This is a genomic window from Allomuricauda ruestringensis DSM 13258 (assembly GCF_000224085.1).
GTDB classification, from domain to species: Bacteria; Bacteroidota; Bacteroidia; order Flavobacteriales; family Flavobacteriaceae; genus Flagellimonas; species Flagellimonas ruestringensis.
In genome coordinates, this window is sequence record NC_015945.1 from 1,833,991 (window position 1) to 1,857,565 (window position 23,575).

Here is a 23,575-nt window from a genome sequence, read left to right on the forward strand (position 1 = left end):
ATTTTGATTTTATCTGTACAGCGTAAAGTGTCCAACAAATTCACGCCCCGATCCATCATTAAGTTTTACGATATACCAGTAATCTCCGGAAGGCATAGCTTTGGAATCGTACTCTCCATTCCATTCTTCCGATTGTCCCATGACTTTGATTTTTCTTCCGTATCTATCAAAAATGTAGGTTTCAATATCTGGGAACAATTCAGTGTTTTTTGGGTTCCAATAATCGTTTTGTCCATCATTGTTCGGAGTGAAGAAGTCTGGAATTGATATATCCACTAAATTCATCGAGGTACTTTGCACAACCTCACATCCATTACTATCCACCACTCGAGCCGAGAAAGCCCCACCTCGATCAATGGTATAGGTATTGGAAGTGGTTCCTTCATTGTCGTCAAAATAATAAGTATAAGGCGCTGTTCCGCCAGTGACATTTGCAGTTATTTGATTCACATATTCACTTGTTAGCGTTAACTCTAATTGCTCAAAGTTTTCAACTTCAAAAGGAATCTCTGTCAAACAACCATTATTGTGCATGATGGACAGCGTGTGGTTTCCTGAAGTAATATTTCCAAAGTTGGGACTTAGGACAAAATCATTGGGATCCGTGGAATCCAAAGCATAGAGTACATCATTGCTGATGGAGGGGTCGAATAAGGTAATCGCAATAGTATTTGATGGAAGGTTCGAGTCGCACAGATACATCACTTCAACCGAAGCACCAAGGTTTGGCCCTCCAGATTGGATTCCAAAACTGGTAGTGGTTTGGCAACCCGTGTCATCAATTACGATCATTTCATAATTGCCAGGAGTCAAATCGTCAATATCAAACGAATTTGTATTGAAAACTATAGGTTCCCTATTGTTCAACTGAACTGTAACAGGGAAAACTGCATTGCCAATATCCACAGATACAGAACCATTATCATTTTCCCAACACGTTTCATGCTGAACATTTGTGGTTACATTGAATCCAGTAGACGATAGCACGACATCGGGTCCTTGCTGTGAAGTACAGCTGTTGACGGTGATCTTCAGGTTGCTGTAGTTGCCTGCGGCGAGTCCGGTGACGGTGGCGGCGTTGCCTGCCACGGCCACGTTGGGGAAGCTCCCCCCGTCATAGGTTATGGTATAGCTGTCGTCGGGGACGTTCTGGAAAGTGAACTGTATCTCCCCGTCGCTTGCCCCGCATGTGGTGGGCTGTGTTGCCAGGGCGTCGATGGTGGGCGCGTCGGGCGATGAGAGGACGATGTCCGGGTCCTGCTGTGAAGTACAGCTGTTGACGGTGATCTTCAGGTTGCTGTAGTTGCCTGCGGCGAGTCCGGTGACGGTGGCGGCGTTGCCTGCCACGGCCACGTTGGGGAAGCTCCCCCCGTCATAGGTTATGGTATAGCTGTCGTCGGGGACGTTCTGGAAAGTGAACTGTATCTCCCCGTCGCTTGCCCCGCATGTGGTGGGCTGTGTTGCCAGGGCGTCGATGGTGGGCGCGTCGGGCGATGAGAGGACGATGTCCGGGTCCTGCTGTGAAGTACAGCTGTTGACGGTGACCTTCAGGTTGCTGTAGTTGCCTGCGGCGAGTCCGGTGACGGTGGCGGCGTTGCCTGCCACGGCCACGTTGGGGAAGCTCCCCCCGTCATAGGTTATGGTATAGCTGTCGTCGGGGACGTTCTGGAAAGTGAACTGTATCTCCCCGTCGCTTGCCCCGCATGTGGTGGGCTGTGTTGCCAGGGCGTCGATGGTGGGCGCGCCATAACCAATGGTAAATACTTCTCGATGATTGAGAGTTAGATTGTCAAAATAGGCGTTCCCGTCTCCATCGATGCTTGTGGCTACTATCTCGGTAATGGTTCCAGTTGTAAAATCACCATCGGTGTCGGTATCTATCAATAGTTTGATGGCGCAAGCGTCATTGTTGGTCAATATGCTGGAGCCAGAAAGATCTACCCGAACACTCACTCCAGATATGGGTGTTACTCCACCGAGTTGATTGCTCTGTACCCTCCATTCCCTTTCTATTCTGGATGTGATACCCGCCGGGTCTGTTGGGAGTTCTGTGAATATTTCGTTTATACTGCCGTTGTCGTTGGCCCAAAGGAGGTAATTGTAGTTATATGTTGGCCATCCGGGAATGGCCGGTCTGCTGGCTGGGTCGACATTATCTTCACTAAAATCTGTGTTTGTGGAGATGGTTACAATGGCATCTGAGTTTTCACTTTTGGAGATGCGTTGATCCAACGTATAGCGTAAACTAACATCAATATGAGCAAGATCATTAAATACATCTGCACCAATTCCTGCTATATCATGTTTGTAAGTGATTTCGGCCTGCCATATAATATCACCATTTGCTGCAAGGTAATTATAGGAATCATTCCCTGTAATACTTCCCAATTGGCCACCATTATATAAGGTGATGCCATATTTTATGGCCAGATAAGTTTCCACCCTTTGTATATAATTGTTTGACAGGGATACATCAGCCAAGAGGATTTCCGCTATATCGCCAGTAAGATTACGGTTGGGGTCATTGCTGTTGAAGTGTTTACCCAGTCTATTATAAAAGAAAAGGCTATTATCAGCAAGATTATTATCGAATCGAGGGGTAGAGATATCGGGAATACCATTTACAAAAGTAGTCAAAAGCTCTTCTTCAGGATTTAAAACTTCTCTGGTGAACACGCCTATTGTGGGCTGTCCCATAAGATCTACACTTCCACTTTGAAAATAGCCACCACCATCACCAGACCATGTTCTACCTACAGAAAAGCGATTTCCATCTGCAATGCCCAATGATAGGTTTGTAGTCCATTCACTTTGATTGAAGGAGGTGTGGTGCACATCTACATCACCACCAAAAAGTAGGCGTTGACTTTCTGCTGAATTTCCAGCTCCTTCCGCTTTAAAAACAATGAATACAGTAAGGTCGTCTCTAGAGTTAGAACGAAAATGTAACGCTTGTCCATCTCCGCTACCATCAAACCGTACAACAGGATTGAAGTTAATATTGTCCGTATTGTTTCTATGTAAAACAGGTAACCCAGGAGTTGATCCAGTTGGGCTAAGGAATAAAGAGTATGTTCCGCTGTTAGGATATGGATAATCAAAGCCATCAGGAGATGGCAATGGATAATTTGCAGGAACTGGATTTTGAACAGCATTTTGTTCGGTATAAGTGACAAGGTCGTACCAGATGGATACTGGTGTCCCGTCTGGTGGTGGCAAAGGATTGGAATCCCAAAAAAGATTGTTTCCAGGAGCCATGTTTACCGCCCTTCCCGCTTTAAACCATGTATCAACATCACCAGCTTGACCAAAGCTGTCATTGTTTATGATGAATATGCACAGTATAATTATACATTGGAGTGCATGTTTCAGCAAATCAGAAAAAAGAGCACTGAAGTCTTTTTTTACCGATTCCTGTTGGAAAAAGAAAAGAAGTAAAAGTTTCGTCATAACAAGTAGGTTTTAAAGATTTCTTGATGGGGCCAGTTCAAGAAATGGATTTGGTAAGTATAAAATAAGGTACTTTATACATACACAGGGTCAACCAATTAACCTATGCAGGGTTCCAATTGATGAAAGGTGCAAATGAGTTTATGAATGAAAAGTTGCTCTTATATAGAAATAGTCAATTTTGTAAGTATTGTCTTGTTATTTTTAAGAGTGATTGAGTGCTGAAAAGAATGTAGAAAACGATAATTTGATAAAAAAGGCCGCCAATTTTTTATTGGCGGCCCAACCATCTCTGTTAGTGAAGAACCAAAGAGTTACACCAAACCTAGTTCTTACATTGATTTAAAAATATGGGCAGGATGGTTATTTTATCAGATTTATTTCTACCCTTCTGTTCTGTTTTCTTCCAATTTTTGTTCCGTTGGATGCTATTGGTTTTTCTTCACCATAGCCTATGGCTGTTAATCTATTACCAGAGATTCCTTCATTGATCAGGAAATCCCTCACCGAATTGGCCCTGGCTTCCGATAATTTTTGGTTACTTTCTTTACTTCCAACACTGTCGGTATGTCCTTCCACGGTAAATTTGGCATTGGGATATTCGTTCAGAATTTGGATGATATCTACCATCACGGTAACGGATTCTGGTTTAATTGTTGCTTTTCCGGTATCAAAAAGGATGGTCTTGGCATAATCGTTCAACTGTTTTTGAACTTCCTGGGTGACTTCTGGACAACCATTATTGCTTACAGGACCTGCTATTTTAGGACAGTCATCATCCATATCGGCCAATGTATCACCGTCAAAATCTGGACATCCTTTAAGTTCTGGACTACCTGGGTCGTTGGGACAGCGGTCGTCTTGGTCTATAATTCCGTCCCCATCTGTATCGGGGCAACCATTAAATTCTTTAAGTCCCGGTGTGTTTGGACATTTGTCATCCTTGTCCAAAATACCGTCTCCATCGGTATCGGGCCATGGACAACCGTTGTTTTCTTGTGGACCAACTTCATTGGGGCAGTCATCGTCTTTGTCCAAAAGGCCATCGCCATCAGTATCCGGCCAAGGGCATCCGGTGTTTTCAATAGGGCCAGGAGTTTCAGGACATTTGTCCATATCATTTTTGAGCCCATCACCATCTTTATCGCGTAATTTGTTTTGATATATTGGAATTTTGGCTCCGGCATAAAGATCCAAGGATTTGGTCTGGCCAAAAATAGATGTTAGGATAGATCCTGATCCAACATAGAATGGGCCTGCCCTTAGACCAGCACCCCAGCGAAAACCTATTTCCCGCATCAAACTTATTGGGGAGTAGATGCTTAGCCAAGCAGTTTCCAGTCTTGGGGTCAATGACACTTGATTTTGAATATGATGTGTGTTAAGCTTGTTCTCTCCCCTTAACGATATATCGGAGTTTAGGTTCAAGTAGAACTTTGAATAGATGTTCCAGTCCACATTGGCATGCAAAGCGGTGGGCAATCCTGTTTTGGAAGATTCTTGCAAGCCACCTATTACATCAAAATTGTTTTTTAGGGCATCTTCCAGATCATCTCCTTCAAAATTATCAATGCTCTGTACTTTGTTCAGGTCATAGGTTTGCTGTTCTCCTCCTTTGTTGTTTATGCTTCCAATGTCTGTGATGGATGCACCAAATTTTAGTTTGTATTTATTGATGCCCCTGTTGGATATTTTATTTCCATTGAGGTCTACCAATTTTTGATCTTCATGGTCGGGCCTCCATTCATATACAAATCCGATATCTGAACCAAGGCCTGTGGACTGTCCAAAATTGAATGCATCTCCTAAACTATCATCGCCCCCAACATCATAACCGTGGGTAAGGGTTCCATTTGTTGCTACTTCTTCTGTGGCAGCATTGTAGTCGACCGTTACCTCGGAACCATTAAGATAGGCGTGGTGTATGCCGGACAGGTATTTTAGAGTTATACCTCCTTTTAGGAAATGTTCGTCCTTGTCCATTAAGACCCTTGCATAGGTAGCACCTATTTCTGTCCAAAGGTTGAGCTCTCCGGAGAGGTCACCTTCATTGATGGAGAAATTCTCATTTTCATCAAAACCTCCTTCTTTGTCAATGGTGGAACCATCTATATCGTCTACATTGGCAAAAATGCGAGCCCTTGTATAAAGGGCTACCGAATGTTTTTCGGAAAGACTGAGCATAGCCGATGGCCCAAGAATATCCAAGTTGGCCGCTATAAAATTGTTGCTTTTTGGAGTTGTTTTGGCATCGTCAAAGGTTTTGTCTATGTCATTGAATGCATCTCCCAAAGTAGCGCTTAAATAATTGTTGCCAAAAAAGGCACTTACACCTATTAGGTTGATGTCCAGCTTTAATCTGGAATCTGCAATATTGGCCGGGTTGGAAAGAACACCGTGCACTCCATTGTAATTGTCTGTGAGCAAACCTTCATAAGATTGTGCTCTGAGCATGTAGACTGAAAACAAAAGTAAAATGCTCAAAAGGGTATTTTTTGAATGCATGTTTTAAAAATTTAGTCCCTAAAAAAAGGCAAGGGTTATTAATTATTTTGATTAACAGACCCCAAAGAGAATATAAAAAGAGGTATTGTAGAGGGTACAATGCACGAAAGGCCCTTTTGAATTGACGGATGGGGGAGTTGGGTTTATCTGGAATCTAATTTGAAGGAATATTCTCCAGAAAAAAGATAGGAAAACGCAGGTGTTGAAAAGAACCCATCTGCACAAAAATTTAAATTCCCGCATGAATCCCAACAACTCAAGATGGGTCCAAAATAAAAAACCATTACAACCAAGGAACTACAATAGTTCCTTGGCGTAACGGAAACCTCAACTAAACTAAACACTTTTATGACCAACAGTCGTCAAAAGTGAATTGCTATATGTGCATGCGTTAAAAATTGATCTTGCTTTTTCAATTGGCTTTAACGCTTGATTGCAGAACAAACATAAGAGCAAAAAATGGAATTAACGTAGGTCGTTTTATGAATGCCCTGTTTCAACCAATGGATGCCCGTTTTCAATTGGTGGTTGCAAAAAAAGGCATAAAAAAAACAGCCCAAAGGACTGCTTTATATTGTTTAAATGATACGGTTTTTATTCGGAGACTTCCTCTACCGATGCACTTGGTGCATTCTTTTTAACTGAAGAAACACCATTTTCCATGGCAGATTCACTGGAATACATTTCACTATTGCCGATAACTTGACCGTTGGATGCTTTAAGGTTGAAGTACGGGCTTCCATCCTTTGCGGTGTTTCTTTCAAAATTTCCATCGTCCTGTGAATGAGTTCTTACAGACTCGATGCCATTTTCGCAGGCAGATTTGGAGGAGTACCCTTGACTGCTTAAAATAACTTGGCCGTTTCCAGCTTTTAAATTAAACCTAAACTTACCAGCTTTATCCGTTTTAATCTCAAATTTTCCCATATTCTTTATATTTTAAGTAATAAATCTAGATATTTTATTAAAAATTGACCAATAAATGAGGGAGAAATTACCAATAAAATAAGCTTTTACTCTTTTTAAAAGGTAAATGGGAATAGCGCCCATATTTTTTGAGACAAAAAAGGAGGCCGATCGGCCTCCTTTTGAATTATGTAAACTTATGTTTTACACCCTGATCTGACCGTCTCCAAATACATAGTATTTGTTGGTGACCAATTGATTTAGACCCAATGGTCCTCGGTGGTGCAATTTGTCCGTACTGATGGCGAGCTCTGCACCCACGCCCATTTGTCCACCATCGGTAAATCGGGTAGAGGCGTTTTGGTACACTGCTGCACAGTCCACATTTTCCATAAAGGTTTTTGCCACATCATTGTTTTCTGTCATTATGGAGGCAGAGTGCCCGCCAGAGTTTTTGTTGATTTTCTCCACGGCTTCATCAATATTGTTGACAGCACCGATAACACACTTCATAGCCAAAAACTCTTCTTGCCAAACGGAAGGATCTGGAATGATTTCCTCATCCTTCAACACTTTTTTGACTTGATCATCTACCAAAATGGATACGTTGTTGGCGGTGAGTACCTGCTTCAATTCCTTGAGCTTGTCCTCATAACCATCAATTTGGGTATCCATCAAAACTTTATCCAATGCGTTACAGGCAGAGATTTTATGGGTTTTTGCGTTCAAGATTACTTTTAAGCTCTTTTCCCAATCGGCTTCCTTGTGCACATATAGGAAATTGTTTCCTCTACCGCTTATCAAAACGGCACATTTGGCATGTTCCTTTACAAAGGCGATCAAACGTTCTCCTCCACGGGGGACAATAAGGTCCAAATCCTGGTCTGGATTCCTTAAAAAGTCCTGAGTTTGTGTCCTGTCCATTTCCAAGAACTGGATAAAATCCTCCAGTAATCCGTTTTCGGACAAGGCTTGGTGCCAAAACTTTACAAGGGCCTTATTGCTATGGTAGGCTTCTTTACCTCCTTTTAGCAATATTTTGTTGTTGGCCTTGAAAGCTAGAACGGCAGCCTCGACGGTTACATCCGGACGTGATTCGTAGATGATCATTATGGTGCCAAAAGGCGCTGTACGGTTGATGATTTTTAGCCCATTGTCGAGCTCTCTTGTAGAGATTTCCTTGTTCACGGGGTCATCTTGCAAGCGAACTTCTTTTACGGCCTGAATCATTTGATCCACCTTCTTTTGATCTACGACCAAACGATCGTACAATGCTTGGTCGTCGCGGTTAAATGCGTCAAGGTCCTTTTTGTTAGCTTGGAGCAATTCTTCTCGGTTTTGATCGAGAATACGCTCCATATCTTGTAATACTTTATTTTTTAAATCTGTTTTTAATAACTTCATTACTCTGGTTTTGAAACTTCAGTTCCTACGTTTTTTCCGTCTATAACATCTAGGATTACGTTATCCCGCTTACCGTTAACAATGTAGGATGGAATGTTATCGGCAGCAGCTTTTTGTGCGTAGCTCAATTTTGAACCCATACCACCGCGGCCTTCACCTTCTTGTTTGTTGCCCTCTTCAATATATTTATCGAGGTCTTCTTTGGGCTCAACTTTATCGATTACCTTGGAATCCGCCTTTTCTGGGTGTCCATCATACAGGCCGTCAATATCCGTCATCAGGATCAATTTATCGGCCCTCATTAATTGGGCCAACAGGGTTGCCAGTTCATCGTTGTCCGAAAACATGGACATGGATACGGAAACGGCATCATCCTCATTGGCTATTGGGATTACTCCTTCGGAAAGTAGTCCTTCAAGACAATTGATCATGTTGTCGCGGTGCACCCCAGGGTTAAAATCACGTTTTGTGGGCAGTACCTGGGCACATTTCATACCGTAATCGTTAAAGATGTTGTAATAATGCCTCATCATTCTGGGTTGCCCAATGGCAGAATACACTTGCCTACGTTGGGTTTTGTCCTTGATTTTTGCTTTTCCCAGTACCTCCTTACCGGCAATTACCGATCCAGAGGAGACCAAAATGGTCATGATGTCGCGTTCGTACAGTTCTGCAATTTGTTGTACCAAATTGTTTAGCACAGGTCTTACTATTCTGTTGTCTTTGTTGGTCATCACATTTGTGCCTACTTTGATGACCACTAGTTCTTTATACATGGTTTAGTATTCTTCGCCCAGTTCCACAGCTCTGCCAAATGCTGCGAAGGCGGCTTCTTTGATTAATTCGTTTACATTGTTATCTTCCATGGAGTCCAAGGCGGCTCTGGTTGTTCCTCCTTTAGAGGCTACCATTTCCATCCAGGTATCGGGATTTAGGTTGTTTTGGTTGAACAACTCTACCGCACCGGTAAAGGTTTGGCTCACCAATACTTTGGACACATTTTCGGAGAAGCCCATTTGTAGGGCGGCCTCCATCATGCTTTGCATAAAGTAAAAAACGTATGCAGGTCCACTTCCGGATATTCCGGTGGATGCATCAATGAATTTCTCATTTTTCACTCGGAGTGATTTTCCAGTAGTGTCCAATAAGCTTTCTACCATAAATAATTCCAATCTGGAAACTTCATCTGCAGAAACATAGCTGGTTAGCCCTTTGCCAACCTGTGCCGGCAAATTGGGCATTGCCCTTACCACTTTCTTGATTCCTAAAGCTTCTTGAATATAGTTTATGGTGACTCCCGCCATAATGGAAATGAACAATTGTTCCGGATTCACCAATTTTTTCATGCGTTGGAAGAGTTCTTCGGCATGGTAGGGTTTTACTGCCAAAAAGATGATGTCTGCCTGTGGAACACAATCTTCGATTTTGTCAATGGCATCGAAATAGGCAATTTTTCCTACTTCTTCCAATTTTTCTTTTGACTTGTCCAGCACCATAATGTTGCGTTTCTTCAACAATTTGGATTTAGACATACCTGTGGCATAGGTAAGCCCCATGTTACCTGCGCCAATAACCAATACTTTCATTTGTTTTATTAAAGGGTTATTAAATTATAATGGTGTTATGCTAATACATTACATTCTTCACAATCTTTGACCTCACCATAGTAGGTTTCACGGTATTTGTGCAAAGTGCGAACGGGAAGCCCTATAATGTACTGTTTAATATACGTAACCTGGGTGGTAAGTTCCCCCATTTTAACGCTGTAACGTTTTTCATATTTGGTTTCCCTTTTAATTTTTGAAAGTCTCATTTTATTGTTGTTGATACTAGAGTTTTTATGTTACTGGTCTTCCTGTTCGTTCAGGAATTGTTCCTTGTATTGTGCCTTTTTTAATGTTTTACGGCGTTCTACTGATTTTTTGGTGTATTCTTGACGGCTTCGTATTTGGTCCAAACGCTTGGTGTTTCTATATTTTCTTTTGTAGCGTTTTAGAGCCCTTTCAATACTTTCGCCTGGCTTAACTTCAATTTTTAGCATATAATGATTTATCTGTTCAATCTCATTTCTAAATGGGTTGCATTGAACCCTTTTTCTTCGAAAAATTTTTTGTTCGGATATTGGTTTTCACTGGTAATGTGAATGGCAACGTCCCCTTTGCAATATTGGAGCGTATAGTCCAATAGTTTCTGTTCGATGTCGTTACCCCTATAATCTCTGTGTATTACAAAGAATACAAGAAAGTTTTCGGGGATATAGTCTCCCATACCGGTTTTGTTCACAACAGCTAAACCTAGAATCTCATTTTTTTCTTCCATGGCAAAAACATATCCCCCCAATCCGGGAATGTCTTTGGTGGAATACTGAATAGCTTTTCTGATGGCTTTTTTCTCTGCCTTTTTTCCCTCTTGATGGTCAAAAAGAAAGTTGGCAAACCGATTTGCTTCCATGGTAGAAAGTCTAGTATAGGCATCGTAGGTCTTGATTACCATGCTTTTGTTTTGAACGATAATGGATTTGGTTTTTTTGTTAACGGTTACGACTAGGGCTGATGGAAAATGGCGGAAATTCTTTTTCCGTAATTCCCATTATAATGGGGTCAACTTCCTTGGTTAAGGGAAGGTAATTATAGCGTAGGCGGTATAAACTTATCTGGCTGGTTTCTAAATACCAGATAATTAAAACTTAGGATCCTGCAATTTTTTCTCTCGTGGAGCTTGACGTTCATCGGGGCAAAGATAATAAATATAGCCCTTAAATCCCAATAATACTGGGGTTTATGTTTTTTGTAACGTTTCTTTCAAGATTTTGGGTATAAATTAAAGTGGTGATTAGGTCGATTATTATAAGGATTGCTTAAAGGTCGTGTATTTAATGTTAATTGTTCTTAAAAGTCAACTTTGCCAGCAGATTGTTTAAATGTCCGATTAAGGATCATTTAACTGCTATAGATTTGGTCAGAATCCCAAATGTGTTTCCATTTAGTCTAATAATACTGGCGTAGAATGCTATCTGAAAAAGGGTGTTGGAATACTTCCAATCAACAAGCCTTAAACTTTCCCATTTAAAAAGCAACATAGAAAACCATAATTCGGTTGGGGGCAGTAAAGGCAGGGATAGAGTTATAAAGATTTTATAACGATCGGCCACTTTTGTAATTGTTTTTAACTTATAGGTTGCTTTACTCTCTTATAGACCATCAAAACCAAAAAACTTATCAAAAAGACAAAACATACTGCCCCAATAATTGCTTGTGATAGGGAGAGGGAGTGATAATAATATCTACTTAATCCATAACCGGTGATACTGCCGTAGAGGATAATGGAGTGGACAACATAAATGGCCAGGGTATGCCGACCGATATCAAGGACGATTTTGTGGTTCAATAAGTTTCTCAAGAGCATAAATATTGCAAAAACCAACAGAACCACACCCAACCGGGCAAAAAGGTAGCTTTTTCCAAGTGCGCTTTTAAAAAATTGGAGATTGGTAAGGTTTTCAACATCCCTTATGAATTCGTAGGATTGGAAAATAAGTAGAGCGGCAATGGCGAGGGTAGCCAATAATGCTTTCTTATAAAACCCCTGTTTGTTGAGGTTGTAGTGAAAGAATCCGGAAATGCAAGCACCTGCTGTTGCAAAACCAAACCAGGGTACTATGGTGAAAACCGAACCGTTTGCCCGTGTAAAATAATTTGAGATCACTTCGGGCAAGAAATTATATTCCCACTGGCCAAATGTAGCACTGGATAAGAAAAGTAGAATGGTAATAGAACCTAACAGAATTTGAAGAACATACGTTTTGAACCGATAGGAAATCAAATAAAGAATGATGATCAATATAATGGAGAGCCCTAAACATTGGAGTACGTGGACAATATCAAAGTTAGGGTTGATGGAACCTTCCCACAATCGGCCAAACCGGATTTGCAATACATAGCCGATGACAATGAGCAGGCCACCCCTTTTAAGCCCTTTTTTTACCCGGGGATTTGACCATCCCATCCCATATCTCTTGAGTAGCAGATAGGTGAATATAAATCCTGATACGGTAAAGAACACAGGGGCTGTCACGCCCCTAAGGTAACTCCAAATAAAAAAGAGTGAACTTCCTTCTTCTCGATAAGTGTCTGCCAACAACGAGGACACAAAATGTCCCTGTAACATCATCAATATAGCCCATGCACGCAGTGCATCTATAAAGTATAACCGTTCGGTTCTTAATTGATCATGTGATGAGGCCGTTATTTCATTTTTCAAGGGTAAAGCCTGTTTTTATAAATTTGAAAAGGATACATACGCTATTTGAAGTACGAAATTATTGTGCAGTTGGACGCTCAACCACAATATTAAACAGTGTTACTCGATAATCGAGATTTAAATGCTCCGACGCTTGCATCGAAATCAAACATGAGTTTCCATTCAATGCCTAGTGGGCTTGCCCCGAGGTAGTTTACTTTATTTCAATGGTAAACATAAACGAAGTAACCCTATAATCGTGTTATGTGTCCATTTAAATTATCCCGCCCATAAGACATAGGGATACCAACTCCACGCTATTTTTGCACTTGGTTTTCTTGAGCATGTTCCTTCTATGTGTACGGACAGTAAGAAAAGCTATCTTCAACTCCTCCGCAATTTCCGTGTCGTTTAGGCCCTTGGCCAAAAGCTTGGCTATTTCCCTTTCCCTTTTGGTGAGGGATTGAGCTATTCCATTGCGTACCTCCCTTCCCATACTGGGATTAAAAACACCTTTGTCTGCAGAAACGTTCAAGTAATTTTTCCCCTCATCAATGCTGAAATAGGACACTGTATCATTGTGCTGAACGCCAAGGTGGGTAATATCGGTATGTATGCCCAGATGGTGCTGTGTTGCCCCGTCTTTGGAAAGTGACAATGGCGATACCTGTATCATCATATCACGTTTTTCACCTCGATGGTTTCTATAGGGATAGGTGTACACGTATTTATAATGTAAACGTTCCTCCTTGGTGAGAAAACGATTAAAAAAATCGCTGGTGGCCGCTTCCTTTTGGGCAATGGTAGGAATAACCTCGGGCAAGGCCATGTCCAACAACAGGTCCATAGTGGTTTTCTCTGGGTCTATACCCAACAAATCCGCAACTCCAGGGGAAACATATTCCAACTCAAAGTTAAAAGTGTTAATAATGTAGAAATAAAACCGGCCTGGCGTAAAAAGTGCGGCCATGCGCACCAAGTTTGTCGGGATTTTAAACCGAGAAGGCTTTTTTATGCGGTCTTTATATCCCTTTTTCCAAGCCTGGAATACAGGAACAAGATTTGGGTCCATGTGCTTAAGTTGTTAGGTCGGTTCATCGGTTAAATTAGGGATTTATGTTAAAATTACCTAAAATGCGGTATTTACATGGGGCTTTTTATGAGGTAGTTTTGGAGTGAATAAGCATTTGGTCCGGATATCAGCTTTTTTTGTCCCATTGCTTAATTTAAATGGTATGTTCAAAACACTTCCAGTCTTTATTTTTGTAATTTCTACCTTTTCGTTGGCGGCACAGAACAGTTTTCCATGCACGGAATGTGAGGGCATTGCCGCAATGCCCAATGTTAAAATTGATTGTGACGATATAAGGGGATCCCTTGCCGGTTATGAAAATATGGAGCGGATAATCGAATGTTTGGAGTGCAGATGTAAGAAAGCGGCAGAGAAGGAAAAAAGGCAAGCTGAGATTGAGGCCATGTATGTCCAAAAGAATGCTTTGGACGATAAGGCCCAGAAAGCATGGGAAGAGGGACATAGGGCAAGCAACAAATTAACGGACAACAATCCAAATTTTGAAGCGGACAGACAAGAGGCCATTCACAACTTGGAAGCGTTCATAACTTATAAACGACAAACTATTGGTGTCCAAAAAGATATCAATCAACGTTTTGGAGGAAATGCAAGCACCAAATATGCAGAAGACGATATTCTAAGTGCACAAAACACCATTGCGAGGCTGCAAGCCAAAAAAAAGAAAAAAACTTTGGTTCTGTCCGGCATGGATGCAGGAACAAATTCCGATAATTATAAAAATTCCTCTACGTTCAATAATGATACGGCTTTAAAGACGGGGAATAACCGGTCCATTTCCACAGCTACTTCGGATTATAGCCGTCAAGGTGCCGGCCAAAATCAGGCCTACCAGAAAAAAATGGTGGAAAGACGCCGGCAAATCGCCTCAATGCGGCAAAGACTGGCCGAACAGCAACGCCAATCACAAAATTTACAAAATGCTGCCGACCAGACCATGGGCCAATGGACACAACAGATGCAAAATGGCGGAACCAATTATATAGAGGGAGTACAGCCACTGGCGGAAGAGTTTGCCCGACAGGGGAATGTGGAAGGTGCGGTCGGTGCTGTTGTAGTAGGTACAGCTGCATCTATAATCGCCGATCTCTCCCAAAGAAAAAAGCAAAGAGAAGCAGAGGAACGTGCAGAAGCAGAACGGCAACGTCGCTTAAAATTGCAACGGGAAAGGGAACAACGGTACCGGGAAGAACAGGAACGTTTAAGACGCGAAGCATTTAAAATGATCATTGACCAGCGCAATAATATCCTGCATGCCTTCAGCGAAAGCTTGCCGCTCCCCTTGTCGAGCAGCAACCTGCAAACCGACCGAATCTATTACTTTTTTTATGCCACGGATTCCAGTACCATGAACAAGAAAAATACCACTGTTTATGTTTCCAATGTCTTTGAAATAGCACAATACGACAATGGCACTTGGCCTTATCAGCGAAGAGTGGATAAGGAAATTGCAGCACTGGCCCCACACACGCCTACAATGCAAGGGTATTACCTTACTTTGGACGATGCCAAAACTATGCGCAACGAATTTGTAAATAGTTTTAAGTCCATCGAGGGCGTGAGTATCAAAGAAGTGGAATATGGGGGAAAACCAAAAAACGGGATAAAATCCAATAATGACTCCAACTCATTGGGCATTCCTTTGGGGACACTCAAAAAAGAGCACAAAAATGTTATGGATAAGCCGAATCCCAAAACAACTGGAGGGCTGGGGGTTCCTATAAAGAACAATTGATAAGTACAAACCAATGAAAAAAAGTATTCTCTTATTATTGCTATTATTAACCATTGGCGTGCAGGGGCAGGATGCCGTTACATTGCTCAAATTTGAAGAAGCCGAAAAGGCCTTTAACTCCGGTGATTTTAAAACGGTATTGGAAAAGTTGGACGAAGTGGAGGCCATGGCGCAACCCACATCAAAAACCCTTTATTTAAGAATTGCTTCCCTCAACCATTTGTTTGATGGGGACAAGCTTTTCAACAACCCGGAACAATACGAGCTTTTGGAAGGACTTAGGGATTATGTAAATACCTATTTGGAAGCTATGGGCAATTATGAACTGGATGATAGGTTTAGGGAAGTGTACCAAATTGGGGAAGACCTAAAAAACTATCCCGAGAACAGAGCGGCCTGGGAGAAGTGGAACCAAGAGGAGGACAACAGAAGAAACCCGAAAGAGTACTACCCCAGTGGCGCGTTAAAGTCGATAACCAAAACAAAGGAAGGTTCCAAGACCGTTGCTTGGCAGGCCTATTATGAAAATGGCCAACTAAAAGAAGAAGGAGAAAAGGACGGAGAGAAAAAAATAGGTCCATGGAAACATTACCACGAAAATGGACAACTGGCCGCCCAAGGAACCTACTGGGATGGAGGAAAGATTACTGGTAAAATAGGAAAATGGTACTATTATTATGATAATGGAAAAACCAAAGAAATAGCCCACTACAAGTCGGTATCCTATACCAGTGGAAGGGTTCGGTCACATTTATGGGGGCCATACAGAAGTTGGTACGAAAATGGACAGCTAAGGGAGCAGGGTACTTATAAAGAAGAGGTTACATTATTACTTGGTACGGGCTATAATGAAGACAACAATAAGAAAACCGGTGTGTGGAAGGAATATTACGAGAATGGCCAACTCAAACTAAAAGAGGGTCATGGTGACCAGTATGTTTATGAAGCCTACTACAAAAGCGGACAACTAAAGGCCATAAAAGAGTATGTAAAGGTGAACCGAAAAATACTGCTAAGAGAATTGAGAACCTATTATGAAGACGGTGATTTGAAGTCGACAAAAAAATATAGTCTATTAAGCGATAGCAATAAAGCCAGTTGGGAAGCATATCATTCCAACGGTCAACTTAAAGAAGAGGGGAAATATAAATATGGCGACAAACATGGTAAATGGAGCTATTATGACCAAAATGGAAACTTAATAAAGGAAGAAAGATTATAGAAAAGGGGAGGTCAAATATCGCTTATTTAACCCTAAAATAACACTTATCAATAGTTTGTTATCCAAAGCCAAAGCCAAAGCCAAAGCCCCCTGATGTTTAATGCAATTATGAAGAAAAAGAAATTTTTTTACTTCAAAAATTCTGAATGAATGTGGTAAGGTCTTCCGATAGGTGGAGTTTCAATTTTTTTTTCAAGCGGCTTCTCAATACCCTTAAACTTTCTTTTTTAATAATCATGATCTTGGCCACTTCGGAGGATGTCATCCCCAGTTTTATAAAGGCCAAATGCTTTATGTCCTTTTTTGATAGATTGGGATACCTCTCCAAAATCTTACCGTAGAAATCAGGATGCATCTTTTTAAAATGAATCATAAAATCTTCCCAGTTTTCATCTAAGTTCAGTGTTTCCTGAATATAGGTCAAAACACTCTTCAGTTCCTTTCGCTTACTGGGTTCCAATTCCAAAATTTTATGCTCGATTTTTTCAATGATGGCTTTTTTCTTTTCCAGTAGTACAGAAGATAATAAGAGATTCTGCTGAATAACCTCCCTTTCCTTTTTCTCTATCTCGGCAATTTTTCGGTCTTGGATGTTCCTGGTACAGCTCAATACCAACACCACCTTGTCCTTTTTGTCAAAAATGGGTTTGGTATATCCCTCAAACCATTGGTAACCATTGTGCTTTGTTCTAAATTTTAATTCCAGTTTATCGGGAACGGAGGTTATACCTTTGGTGGAGCTCGAAATATTCTTTAGGAGTATGGAATGGTGATCCGTATGGACAAAATCGTACGGGACCTTTCCCCTAAGGTTTTCAGAAGTGTACCCCATGATATCTTCGGTAGAAGGGCTCGCGTATAGGTAACGTCCGTCCACCGGATGGTGCAAACAGATTACATCAATGGTATTTTCAGCGATCAGTTTGAGTTTATCGAGCTTTTGTTCCGTTAATAATCTGGCAAGAGCTTCCCCATCAAGATTTTCATCTTCATCAAGTAGCTTTAGAAGGTTTTCTGTTTCTTCCCCCCTGGTTTGTATTTCATTTGCTTTGTTCACTTACAAGTACGTTAGTTTTTCAGATACTTTTGAGCAGTTGTTTTTATTAAGAAATGGAAACAACCGTCATTACTTATAAAAAGAGTGAATCAACAGGGCGAAGATAAGTAAAGCCCATAAAATCGTTAAGATTTTTAATTGGTAAAATTTGGGACCATCAGAAAGTAGGATTAAAACCACCCCATTTCAATTCGATCATATTAGGCTCAAATGTTTTTTTTGAGGATGTTAACGGTTTGTTAACGCTGTGTGCGATTTGCATTTGTTCGGAGCTGTCCAATGGGCTAATTTCGATTTTCCAATAAACAAAAAGCACTTTACTTTTTATTTTAAAAAATTAAAAATCAATTGATTGAATTCGATTCATTGGACGTGGATCATTGAAATATCAAATTAAGAGAAACCATTTAAATTTATTAATAAACACCTAATCTATTTACATGAAAACAACAAAAACAGCCTTATGCCTACTAATGGTCTGTATGGGTTTTATGGCCCGATCACAACAATTAAAAAATGGAACCTACTATCGCACCGCTAGCGATGGCACCATTGAAGTTTCCGACTGCTGTGACAATGGCAAGTTAACGATTACCTTTAAAAACACGGACGGAACCGAAAATACAAGGGAACTGAAATCCGTGCAAGGTACCGATGGGCTCTACCTACATGTGGGCGATGGCTTTTTCTATTTTATCGCTGAGAGCGATGGATATCTTGAACGATACATATTCAACGGCAACTTTAATTATGCCACCGCAGATCCCGCCGATTATTATGAGATATTGTCCCAAGATCAATCCTTGGTCAATTCCAAAAAGAGCACTGCGGAATTGAGACGAAATATGTTGGAAAGCGGAAAAGAAAAATTCTACTTTCCAAAACTGCTGACCAAATATGCCAAAGCACCGGCAAACGAAAGGTTTGAAGTTGATAAATATTATAGAGGTATCAGCTCAACAGGCCAGAAGAGTACCATGAACGTAAAAGTGATCGATAAAAACACAATCGATGTAGATTTTGGAGCCAAGGTAAAAATGTTCACCCTTAAAGGTAGAACGGATACCCAAAGGTTTTACAGGCACCATTTAAATCCAAATATTTTTATGTACTATGATACTCCCACGTATTGGGGAAGAAGCAGCCCTCACCAGTATATATACTTTGGAGCGGATGGCATTCACTATATCTATAATGAGGGGGGTAAATCCATATTTCTGTTCGGTGACGAAAAGAAAAAGAAATATAGCGACCAAGAGATTACGGAAATGGAGTTTAAGGCCAAAGAAGATATCGAAAAGAAATTCTGGAAGCAGGTGGGAATATTCATGGAAAGTTGGACGGAAAAGCCAAAAATGCCCACTGCTGCCATGAACGATGATGCCATTAAGGCCGAAGCTCTAAAAGCACTCCAGAAACATGCCAAGGAAAAAGGATGGAAGGAAAACTTTACCGATGTTGTAATAACTTCCGGTAGCTGGAGCGATGTGATCACGGTGTCCTATATTGGCCGTATTGTAGAGGTTGCCGCAAAGGCCACATGGCCAGATGGTCGCTGTACGTTCCAATATTTCGACTTGATGTCCATGCATGAAAATGGGGGGTATAGCAAAACACTTTTTCACTACGCCACAGGAAATCAATATGATACCGACTGTGAATGATCAACGGGTACATACTGCCCTTATTTATGATTTTTAATTCAAAACCACCGTGCAGCGCAATGTCTGCATGGTGGTTTGTTTTTAATCGGTAATGTTTAAAGCATGAAACTATTCTTTTCCATCACTGCAATTATTTTGTTGTCCGGCACTTCTTTACGGGGGCAAGAAAACCGGGTAGCACTGTTCTCTGGAAATCTTGAAGAAGGTGTTCAGCCTTTTGACACTTTGATCTACGAGAACATGACCTCCATGGTGCTGAAGATTGCTAACGTAGGGGATTTTGAAAAATATGACAAGTTAAGATTGATATTGACCTGCGAACTTCGGAACGGAGGACGTAAGGCCTTGATACCCAAAAAATATTATGCCCAGCATGAAATAACATGGGACAATGCATCCGTGAAGAATACAGACTCGATTAAAGTTATTGTTTTTGATGAAAATGGGCATTCGGACTTTGATGAAAAAATGAAAAGAAAATTCAAGAACTTTTCCATCACTCCAACAAGGAGAAGATGGCTGGAGTATTGGGCAGCCTATCAGTACCAATTTGAATTATATGGCTTTCAAAAATCAAATAATAAGAAAAGTATATCCGATAATGGAAACTCTTCTAAAGAGCAATACATACAAGATGAGATTTTAGGTAGGAGCAGCACATTCTATGTTCGTTCATCCAAAAGCAAAAGACCTCGCGTGGGAGCCTTACTTATTTTGAGGCAATTCTTTGGGGAAGCAACCTACTGACACATAGCACAAACATTGAACCTCCAATATCTGAAGTCCCACGGACAAGTAGAAAAGATCGTCTTATAAAACAATTAAAACACAGTGAAAAACATCATCCCAATATCATTTTTAGTCTTGATCCTTACTTTAGTTCCATTTTTGGGGTGCAATAATGTTCATGGATTAAAATCTCATCAATATCGAAATGGCCAAATTTCATCCACACGGGACATTTATTCAGATAGCATCCTTAAATATGTAAAGTACAACTATTCAACTTTGGCGTTGATGCATGTCAATGTTGTAGATGGAACAGGTACGGTCTTAAAGGAAGATCAAACCATTGTAATTAAACACGGTTTGTTCGAATCCATTGGCGGGCATACCGAGATTAAAGTTCCAAGGAATGCAAAAATCCTAGATCTTAAAGGAAAAACCATTATACCAGGTATTGTGGGGATGCACAACCACTTACATATTCCAAGATTTCCCTTTGTAGGCGACATCGCCGCAAAACTCTATTTGGCATCGGGCATCACCACGATCCAGACCTGCGGTGCGGCATCACCCTATAGGGAACTGGAATTGTCCAAGGAAATAGAAAACGGGAATCGGATAGGACCCGATATAATTCCAAGTGCACCGTTTATTACAGGAAAAGGCGGTAACCCCAATATGATTGTTCCAAGAGATGATAAACATTTGAGAGATACTATTCAGCATTGGATAAACCAAGGAGTAACTTGGTTTAAGGTGTACCGTAATACAACACCAAGGGACTTAAAAACAATTATTGATGTAGCTCATGGCAGTAAGGCCAAAGTGAGGGGGCATTTATGTGCCGCAACCTTTGAAGAAGCCACTAAATTGGGAATCGATGGTATTGAGCATGGCTTAAACAGTACCAGCGATTTTAGAACCAATAAAGCGTATGGCGTGTGCAATGGCGGCCGTTCTTATATGGATGAGCTTGTTGTGGAAAGTCCTAAAGTAAAAACCTTGCAACAGTTAATGATCGATAAAGAGGTGTTTTTAACATCCACGCTGTCCATTTATGAAGCCAGTATCCCCAATAGGGCTTATGCAGATAAAAGAACATTAAAGGCCATATCCCCTTCTTTATTGAACGAGTATAAAGAACGAAGGGAAAACTTTGATAAGAACATAAAAGATACCACCAGAAACAACAGATTAAAACGAATCATGCAATTTGAATACCAGTACTTTAAAATGGGCGGTTTGTTATGTAGTGGAGCGGATGCTGGTAGGCACGTACTACCAGGTTTCGGTGATCAAAGAAATTACGAATTACTCATTGAGGCTGGTTTTTCCACGCCAGAAGCTGTTCAGATTATGACGGGCAACGGTGCAAAAGCATTGGAACGTTCCGATATTGGAACCATTCAGGAAGGCAAAAGGGCCAATTTTGTAATCCTAAACGGAAGCTTGGAAAAAGATCCTACTATTATTGAAAAGGTCGAAACTGTTTTTAAAAATGGCGTTGGCTATGATTCTGATTCAATTTTGGAAACCATAGAAGGGCAGTTTGCAAAAGAATAACCCAATAGCATAATTTGAAAAACGACAAGAACCAAAATACACGAACTTAAACAGCATAAAAAATGAAAAGAATTATTCAAATAGTTATTTATGTGGGAATTCTGTTCTTTGCAAGCTATAACTGTAATGCCCAAACACATCCTTTAGACAAGAAAATTGATACTATTCTTGAGAAATACCAAGTACCGGGTGCAGCGATCGCTTTGGTGAATAAAGATACTGTTGTTTATAGCGGCTATTTTGGAAAGTCAGATATTAAAACTGGAAAAAGTGTTAATGAGAGAACCCAGTTTACAATTGGTTCCATTTCCAAAACATTTTTAGCCTTGGGTACAATGAAAGCACAAGAACAAGGGAAATTGAACATTTCAAAACCTTTAAAAGAAGTCATTCCGTCATTTAATTTTACAAATGAATATAATGAGAATCAACCCTTAAAATTGATTCATCTCCTGGAACATACTTCGGGTTTTGACGAAGCCCATTTTGATATTTTTGCCCGGACAGATTCCAATACCCCATTGCATACTGTACTCGCGCAAAGTCAAAGCGCTTTAACCACACGGTGGGCACCGGGAAGCTATTACAGCTATAATACGCTTAATTATATTGCGGCTGCCTATATTTTGGAGGAGAGCGTAAAGGGTTCTTTTGAAACCTTTATGACTAAACATATTCTCAACCCTTTAAAAATGGATGTTGCTACGTATCATCCTGCCGAAAATACCCACAGGGCCAAAGGATATGCTTCTTCTTTGGAAGAGCCTTTTCCCAATTTGCCGCAATGGCCCGCCGGGAGCCTGACCACTAATTTAAAAGGGATGCAAAACTTTACCCAACTTTTTCTCAATGAAGGGACTTTTAAGGGAAATCGACTGGTTGAGGCCACATCGATTCAAGCTATGGAAACCCCGGAGTCCTCGCAACTCGCAAGAAATGGGGTTGATTTTGGTTACGGCAAAGGGTTGATGCAAGAGTTTGTAGGAAACGACATTTTTTATGGTCATAATGGGAGTTATGGCGGTTTTCTCTCAGAGTTTGGGTATTCAAAAAAACAGGACATTGGTTATATCATTCTTCTCAATGACAGAGACGCATCAAAAGCGATCAAAGAAATAAAGAAAGAATTACTGGCATCCTATAAAGTTAAGCCGGAGCCAGAGCCTGCAATAGCACCTCTAAATCTCGAAAAATTTGAAGGAGCCTATCAGCCCATAACGTTTAACGTAGAAGTGCTCTATCCATTTATGCGTTTAATCGATTTACAAATAATGAATGCTGAAGGAAGTCACCTGATACAAACAAGTATGATGGGAGGTGCTGTTCAATGGATGCCGGTAGCGGATGGAATATTCAAAAAAGACAACGAACCCCAAGCCACCACACTTTTTGTTGATGACAATGAAAGTACTATATGGTTGGGCGAAACTAGCTATCATAAAATTTCAAGAATGGGTGCTTACATTCAGTTCTATCTCGCTTTGCTGTGCGTTTTAATTGTAATTGTTTCGTTTTTCACCTTGGGGATTTTGTTGATACGAAAACTCATATTAAAAAGGACGATTACCAAAGGTATTCTTGTCAATTTTTCAGCAATACTTTTTTTGGTGATTGCTATTTCAGGCTTACTGTTTCTATATGATCCGGAAAAGCTCTATAGCTCGGGAGCGATAATATATTATTTGGGCAGCTGGCTATTCTTAATTGTTTCAGTATGGTCTTTTTACTACTTTATCAGCATCCTGTTAAAAAAAGCACGCTCGGGCAAGTTGATGCGTTTTCATACAGGAATTAGCAGTATCTCATGTATGATCATAGCATCGTATCTCCTGTATTGGGGGCTAATAGGTTTAAAGTTGTGGAACTATTAAAATAGTGTAACAAAAGCTAAATAAATCACTCCTTTTGATAAAAGGTGCCACACTATCCATTTCCTAAAACTATGCAATCTAAACTTCAACTGTTCTTTCTTTTATTTTGGTCAGAAGCCAAAAAAAGGGGAGCTTTAATTAAA

The 23,575-nt window shown here is 40.7% G+C and carries 18 protein-coding genes; 6 read left to right on the top strand and 12 right to left on the bottom strand.

The genetic code is table 11. The annotated features are described in order from the left end of the window. Positions 1-9 precede the first annotated feature (9 nt). The 11 genes from MURRU_RS08280 to MURRU_RS08330 form a co-directional block, all read right to left on the bottom strand. Positions 10-3,450, bottom strand: coding sequence for a T9SS type B sorting domain-containing protein (locus tag MURRU_RS08280; protein WP_014033009.1), 3,441 nt, complete (start codon positions 3,448-3,450; stop codon positions 10-12). 363 nt (positions 3,451-3,813) lie between these two features. Further along, positions 3,814-5,955, bottom strand: coding sequence for a DUF5723 family protein (locus MURRU_RS08285; protein WP_014033010.1), 2,142 nt, complete (start codon positions 5,953-5,955; stop codon positions 3,814-3,816). A gap of 594 nt (positions 5,956-6,549) precedes the next feature. Next, on the bottom strand, positions 6,550-6,882 hold the full coding sequence (locus MURRU_RS08290) for a YegP family protein (protein WP_014033011.1): 333 nt from the start codon (positions 6,880-6,882) through the stop codon (positions 6,550-6,552). 183 nt (positions 6,883-7,065) lie between these two features. Further along, positions 7,066-8,265: a glutamate-5-semialdehyde dehydrogenase gene (locus tag MURRU_RS08295; protein WP_014033012.1), complete on the bottom strand. Its 1,200-nt coding sequence runs from the start codon at positions 8,263-8,265 to the stop codon at positions 7,066-7,068. Further along, positions 8,265-9,041, bottom strand: a complete 777-nt coding sequence (gene proB, locus MURRU_RS08300) for a glutamate 5-kinase (RefSeq protein WP_014033013.1) — start codon at positions 9,039-9,041, stop codon at positions 8,265-8,267. Before proB ends, MURRU_RS08295 begins: the two co-directional genes overlap by 1 nt. 3 nt (positions 9,042-9,044) lie before the next feature. Further along, positions 9,045-9,851: a pyrroline-5-carboxylate reductase gene (gene proC / locus MURRU_RS08305; protein ID WP_014033014.1), complete on the bottom strand. Its 807-nt coding sequence runs from the start codon at positions 9,849-9,851 to the stop codon at positions 9,045-9,047. Between the two features lie 35 nt (positions 9,852-9,886). Continuing rightward, positions 9,887-10,078 (bottom strand): hypothetical protein, encoded by a 192-nt coding sequence (locus MURRU_RS08310; RefSeq protein WP_014033015.1) that lies wholly within the window; start codon positions 10,076-10,078, stop codon positions 9,887-9,889. A 30-nt stretch (positions 10,079-10,108) separates the two neighbouring features. Further along, positions 10,109-10,306 (bottom strand): 30S ribosomal protein S21, encoded by a 198-nt coding sequence (gene rpsU / locus MURRU_RS08315; RefSeq protein WP_014033016.1) that lies wholly within the window; start codon positions 10,304-10,306, stop codon positions 10,109-10,111. 8 nt (positions 10,307-10,314) lie between these two features. After that, positions 10,315-10,758: a GNAT family N-acetyltransferase gene (locus MURRU_RS08320; RefSeq protein WP_014033017.1), complete on the bottom strand. Its 444-nt coding sequence runs from the start codon at positions 10,756-10,758 to the stop codon at positions 10,315-10,317. Positions 10,759-11,430: 672 nt separating this feature from the next. Continuing rightward, the gene (locus MURRU_RS08325) at positions 11,431-12,525 is read right to left on the bottom strand and encodes a heparan-alpha-glucosaminide N-acetyltransferase domain-containing protein (protein WP_014033018.1); all 1,095 of its coding nucleotides are present in this window, start codon (positions 12,523-12,525) and stop codon (positions 11,431-11,433) included. A 253-nt stretch (positions 12,526-12,778) separates the two neighbouring features. Further along, positions 12,779-13,576 (bottom strand): LuxR C-terminal-related transcriptional regulator, encoded by a 798-nt coding sequence (locus tag MURRU_RS08330; RefSeq protein WP_014033019.1) that lies wholly within the window; start codon positions 13,574-13,576, stop codon positions 12,779-12,781. A gap of 163 nt (positions 13,577-13,739) precedes the next feature. On the opposite strand from MURRU_RS08330, the gene MURRU_RS08335 reads away from it, so the two are divergent. Next, positions 13,740-15,329, top strand: coding sequence for a hypothetical protein (locus tag MURRU_RS08335; protein WP_014033020.1), 1,590 nt, complete (start codon positions 13,740-13,742; stop codon positions 15,327-15,329). A 13-nt stretch (positions 15,330-15,342) separates the two neighbouring features. Beyond that, positions 15,343-16,551: a toxin-antitoxin system YwqK family antitoxin gene (locus MURRU_RS08340; protein WP_014033021.1), complete on the top strand. Its 1,209-nt coding sequence runs from the start codon at positions 15,343-15,345 to the stop codon at positions 16,549-16,551. Between the two features lie 133 nt (positions 16,552-16,684). Here the strand turns inward: MURRU_RS08340 and MURRU_RS08345 are convergent, their stop codons facing one another. Then, entirely contained in the window at positions 16,685-17,608 is a 924-nt protein-coding gene (locus MURRU_RS08345; protein ID WP_014033022.1) for a PAS domain-containing protein, read from the bottom strand. Between the two features lie 440 nt (positions 17,609-18,048). Here MURRU_RS08345 and MURRU_RS08350 point away from each other — a divergent pair, with 440 nt between their 5' ends. From MURRU_RS08350 to MURRU_RS08365, 4 genes are all read left to right on the top strand, one after another. Next, positions 18,049-19,272, top strand: coding sequence for a hypothetical protein (locus tag MURRU_RS08350; protein ID WP_014033023.1), 1,224 nt, complete (start codon positions 18,049-18,051; stop codon positions 19,270-19,272). Positions 19,273-19,374: 102 nt separating this feature from the next. Next, a complete protein-coding gene (locus MURRU_RS08355) occupies positions 19,375-20,019 on the top strand; it encodes a hypothetical protein (RefSeq protein WP_014033024.1) in 645 nt (214 codons plus the stop codon). 270 nt (positions 20,020-20,289) lie between these two features. After that, the gene (locus MURRU_RS08360; protein ID WP_148261493.1) at positions 20,290-21,561 is read left to right on the top strand and encodes an amidohydrolase family protein; all 1,272 of its coding nucleotides are present in this window, start codon (positions 20,290-20,292) and stop codon (positions 21,559-21,561) included. Positions 21,562-21,623: 62 nt separating this feature from the next. Further along, positions 21,624-23,432, top strand: a complete 1,809-nt coding sequence (locus MURRU_RS08365; RefSeq protein ID WP_014033026.1) for a serine hydrolase domain-containing protein — start codon at positions 21,624-21,626, stop codon at positions 23,430-23,432. Positions 23,433-23,575: the final 143 nt, after the last annotated feature.

Excerpts from the sequence above, each read along its gene's own strand:
- MURRU_RS08320 (WP_014033017.1), bottom strand. The coding sequence starts at position 10,758 with ATGGTAATCAAGACCTACGATGCCTATACTAGACTTTCTACCATGGAA.
- MURRU_RS08290 (WP_014033011.1), bottom strand. The coding sequence starts at position 6,882 with ATGGGAAAATTTGAGATTAAAACGGATAAAGCTGGTAAGTTTAGGTTT.
- MURRU_RS08285 (WP_014033010.1), bottom strand. The coding sequence starts at position 5,955 with ATGCATTCAAAAAATACCCTTTTGAGCATTTTACTTTTGTTTTCAGTC.
- proB (WP_014033013.1), bottom strand. The coding sequence starts at position 9,041 with ATGTATAAAGAACTAGTGGTCATCAAAGTAGGCACAAATGTGATGACC.
- MURRU_RS08340 (WP_014033021.1), top strand. The coding sequence starts at position 15,343 with ATGAAAAAAAGTATTCTCTTATTATTGCTATTATTAACCATTGGCGTG.
- proC (WP_014033014.1), bottom strand. The coding sequence starts at position 9,851 with ATGAAAGTATTGGTTATTGGCGCAGGTAACATGGGGCTTACCTATGCC.
- MURRU_RS08355 (WP_014033024.1), top strand. The coding sequence starts at position 19,375 with ATGAAACTATTCTTTTCCATCACTGCAATTATTTTGTTGTCCGGCACT.
- MURRU_RS08310 (WP_014033015.1), bottom strand. The coding sequence starts at position 10,078 with ATGAGACTTTCAAAAATTAAAAGGGAAACCAAATATGAAAAACGTTAC.
- MURRU_RS08350 (WP_014033023.1), top strand. The coding sequence starts at position 18,049 with ATGAAAACAACAAAAACAGCCTTATGCCTACTAATGGTCTGTATGGGT.
- MURRU_RS08330 (WP_014033019.1), bottom strand. The coding sequence starts at position 13,576 with ATGGACCCAAATCTTGTTCCTGTATTCCAGGCTTGGAAAAAGGGATAT.
- MURRU_RS08280 (WP_014033009.1), bottom strand. The coding sequence starts at position 3,450 with ATGACGAAACTTTTACTTCTTTTCTTTTTCCAACAGGAATCGGTAAAA.
- MURRU_RS08335 (WP_014033020.1), top strand. The coding sequence starts at position 13,740 with ATGTTCAAAACACTTCCAGTCTTTATTTTTGTAATTTCTACCTTTTCG.
- MURRU_RS08360 (WP_148261493.1), top strand. The coding sequence starts at position 20,290 with ATGCATGTCAATGTTGTAGATGGAACAGGTACGGTCTTAAAGGAAGAT.
- rpsU (WP_014033016.1), bottom strand. The coding sequence starts at position 10,306 with ATGCTAAAAATTGAAGTTAAGCCAGGCGAAAGTATTGAAAGGGCTCTA.
- MURRU_RS08295 (WP_014033012.1), bottom strand. The coding sequence starts at position 8,265 with ATGAAGTTATTAAAAACAGATTTAAAAAATAAAGTATTACAAGATATG.
- MURRU_RS08365 (WP_014033026.1), top strand. The coding sequence starts at position 21,624 with ATGAAAAGAATTATTCAAATAGTTATTTATGTGGGAATTCTGTTCTTT.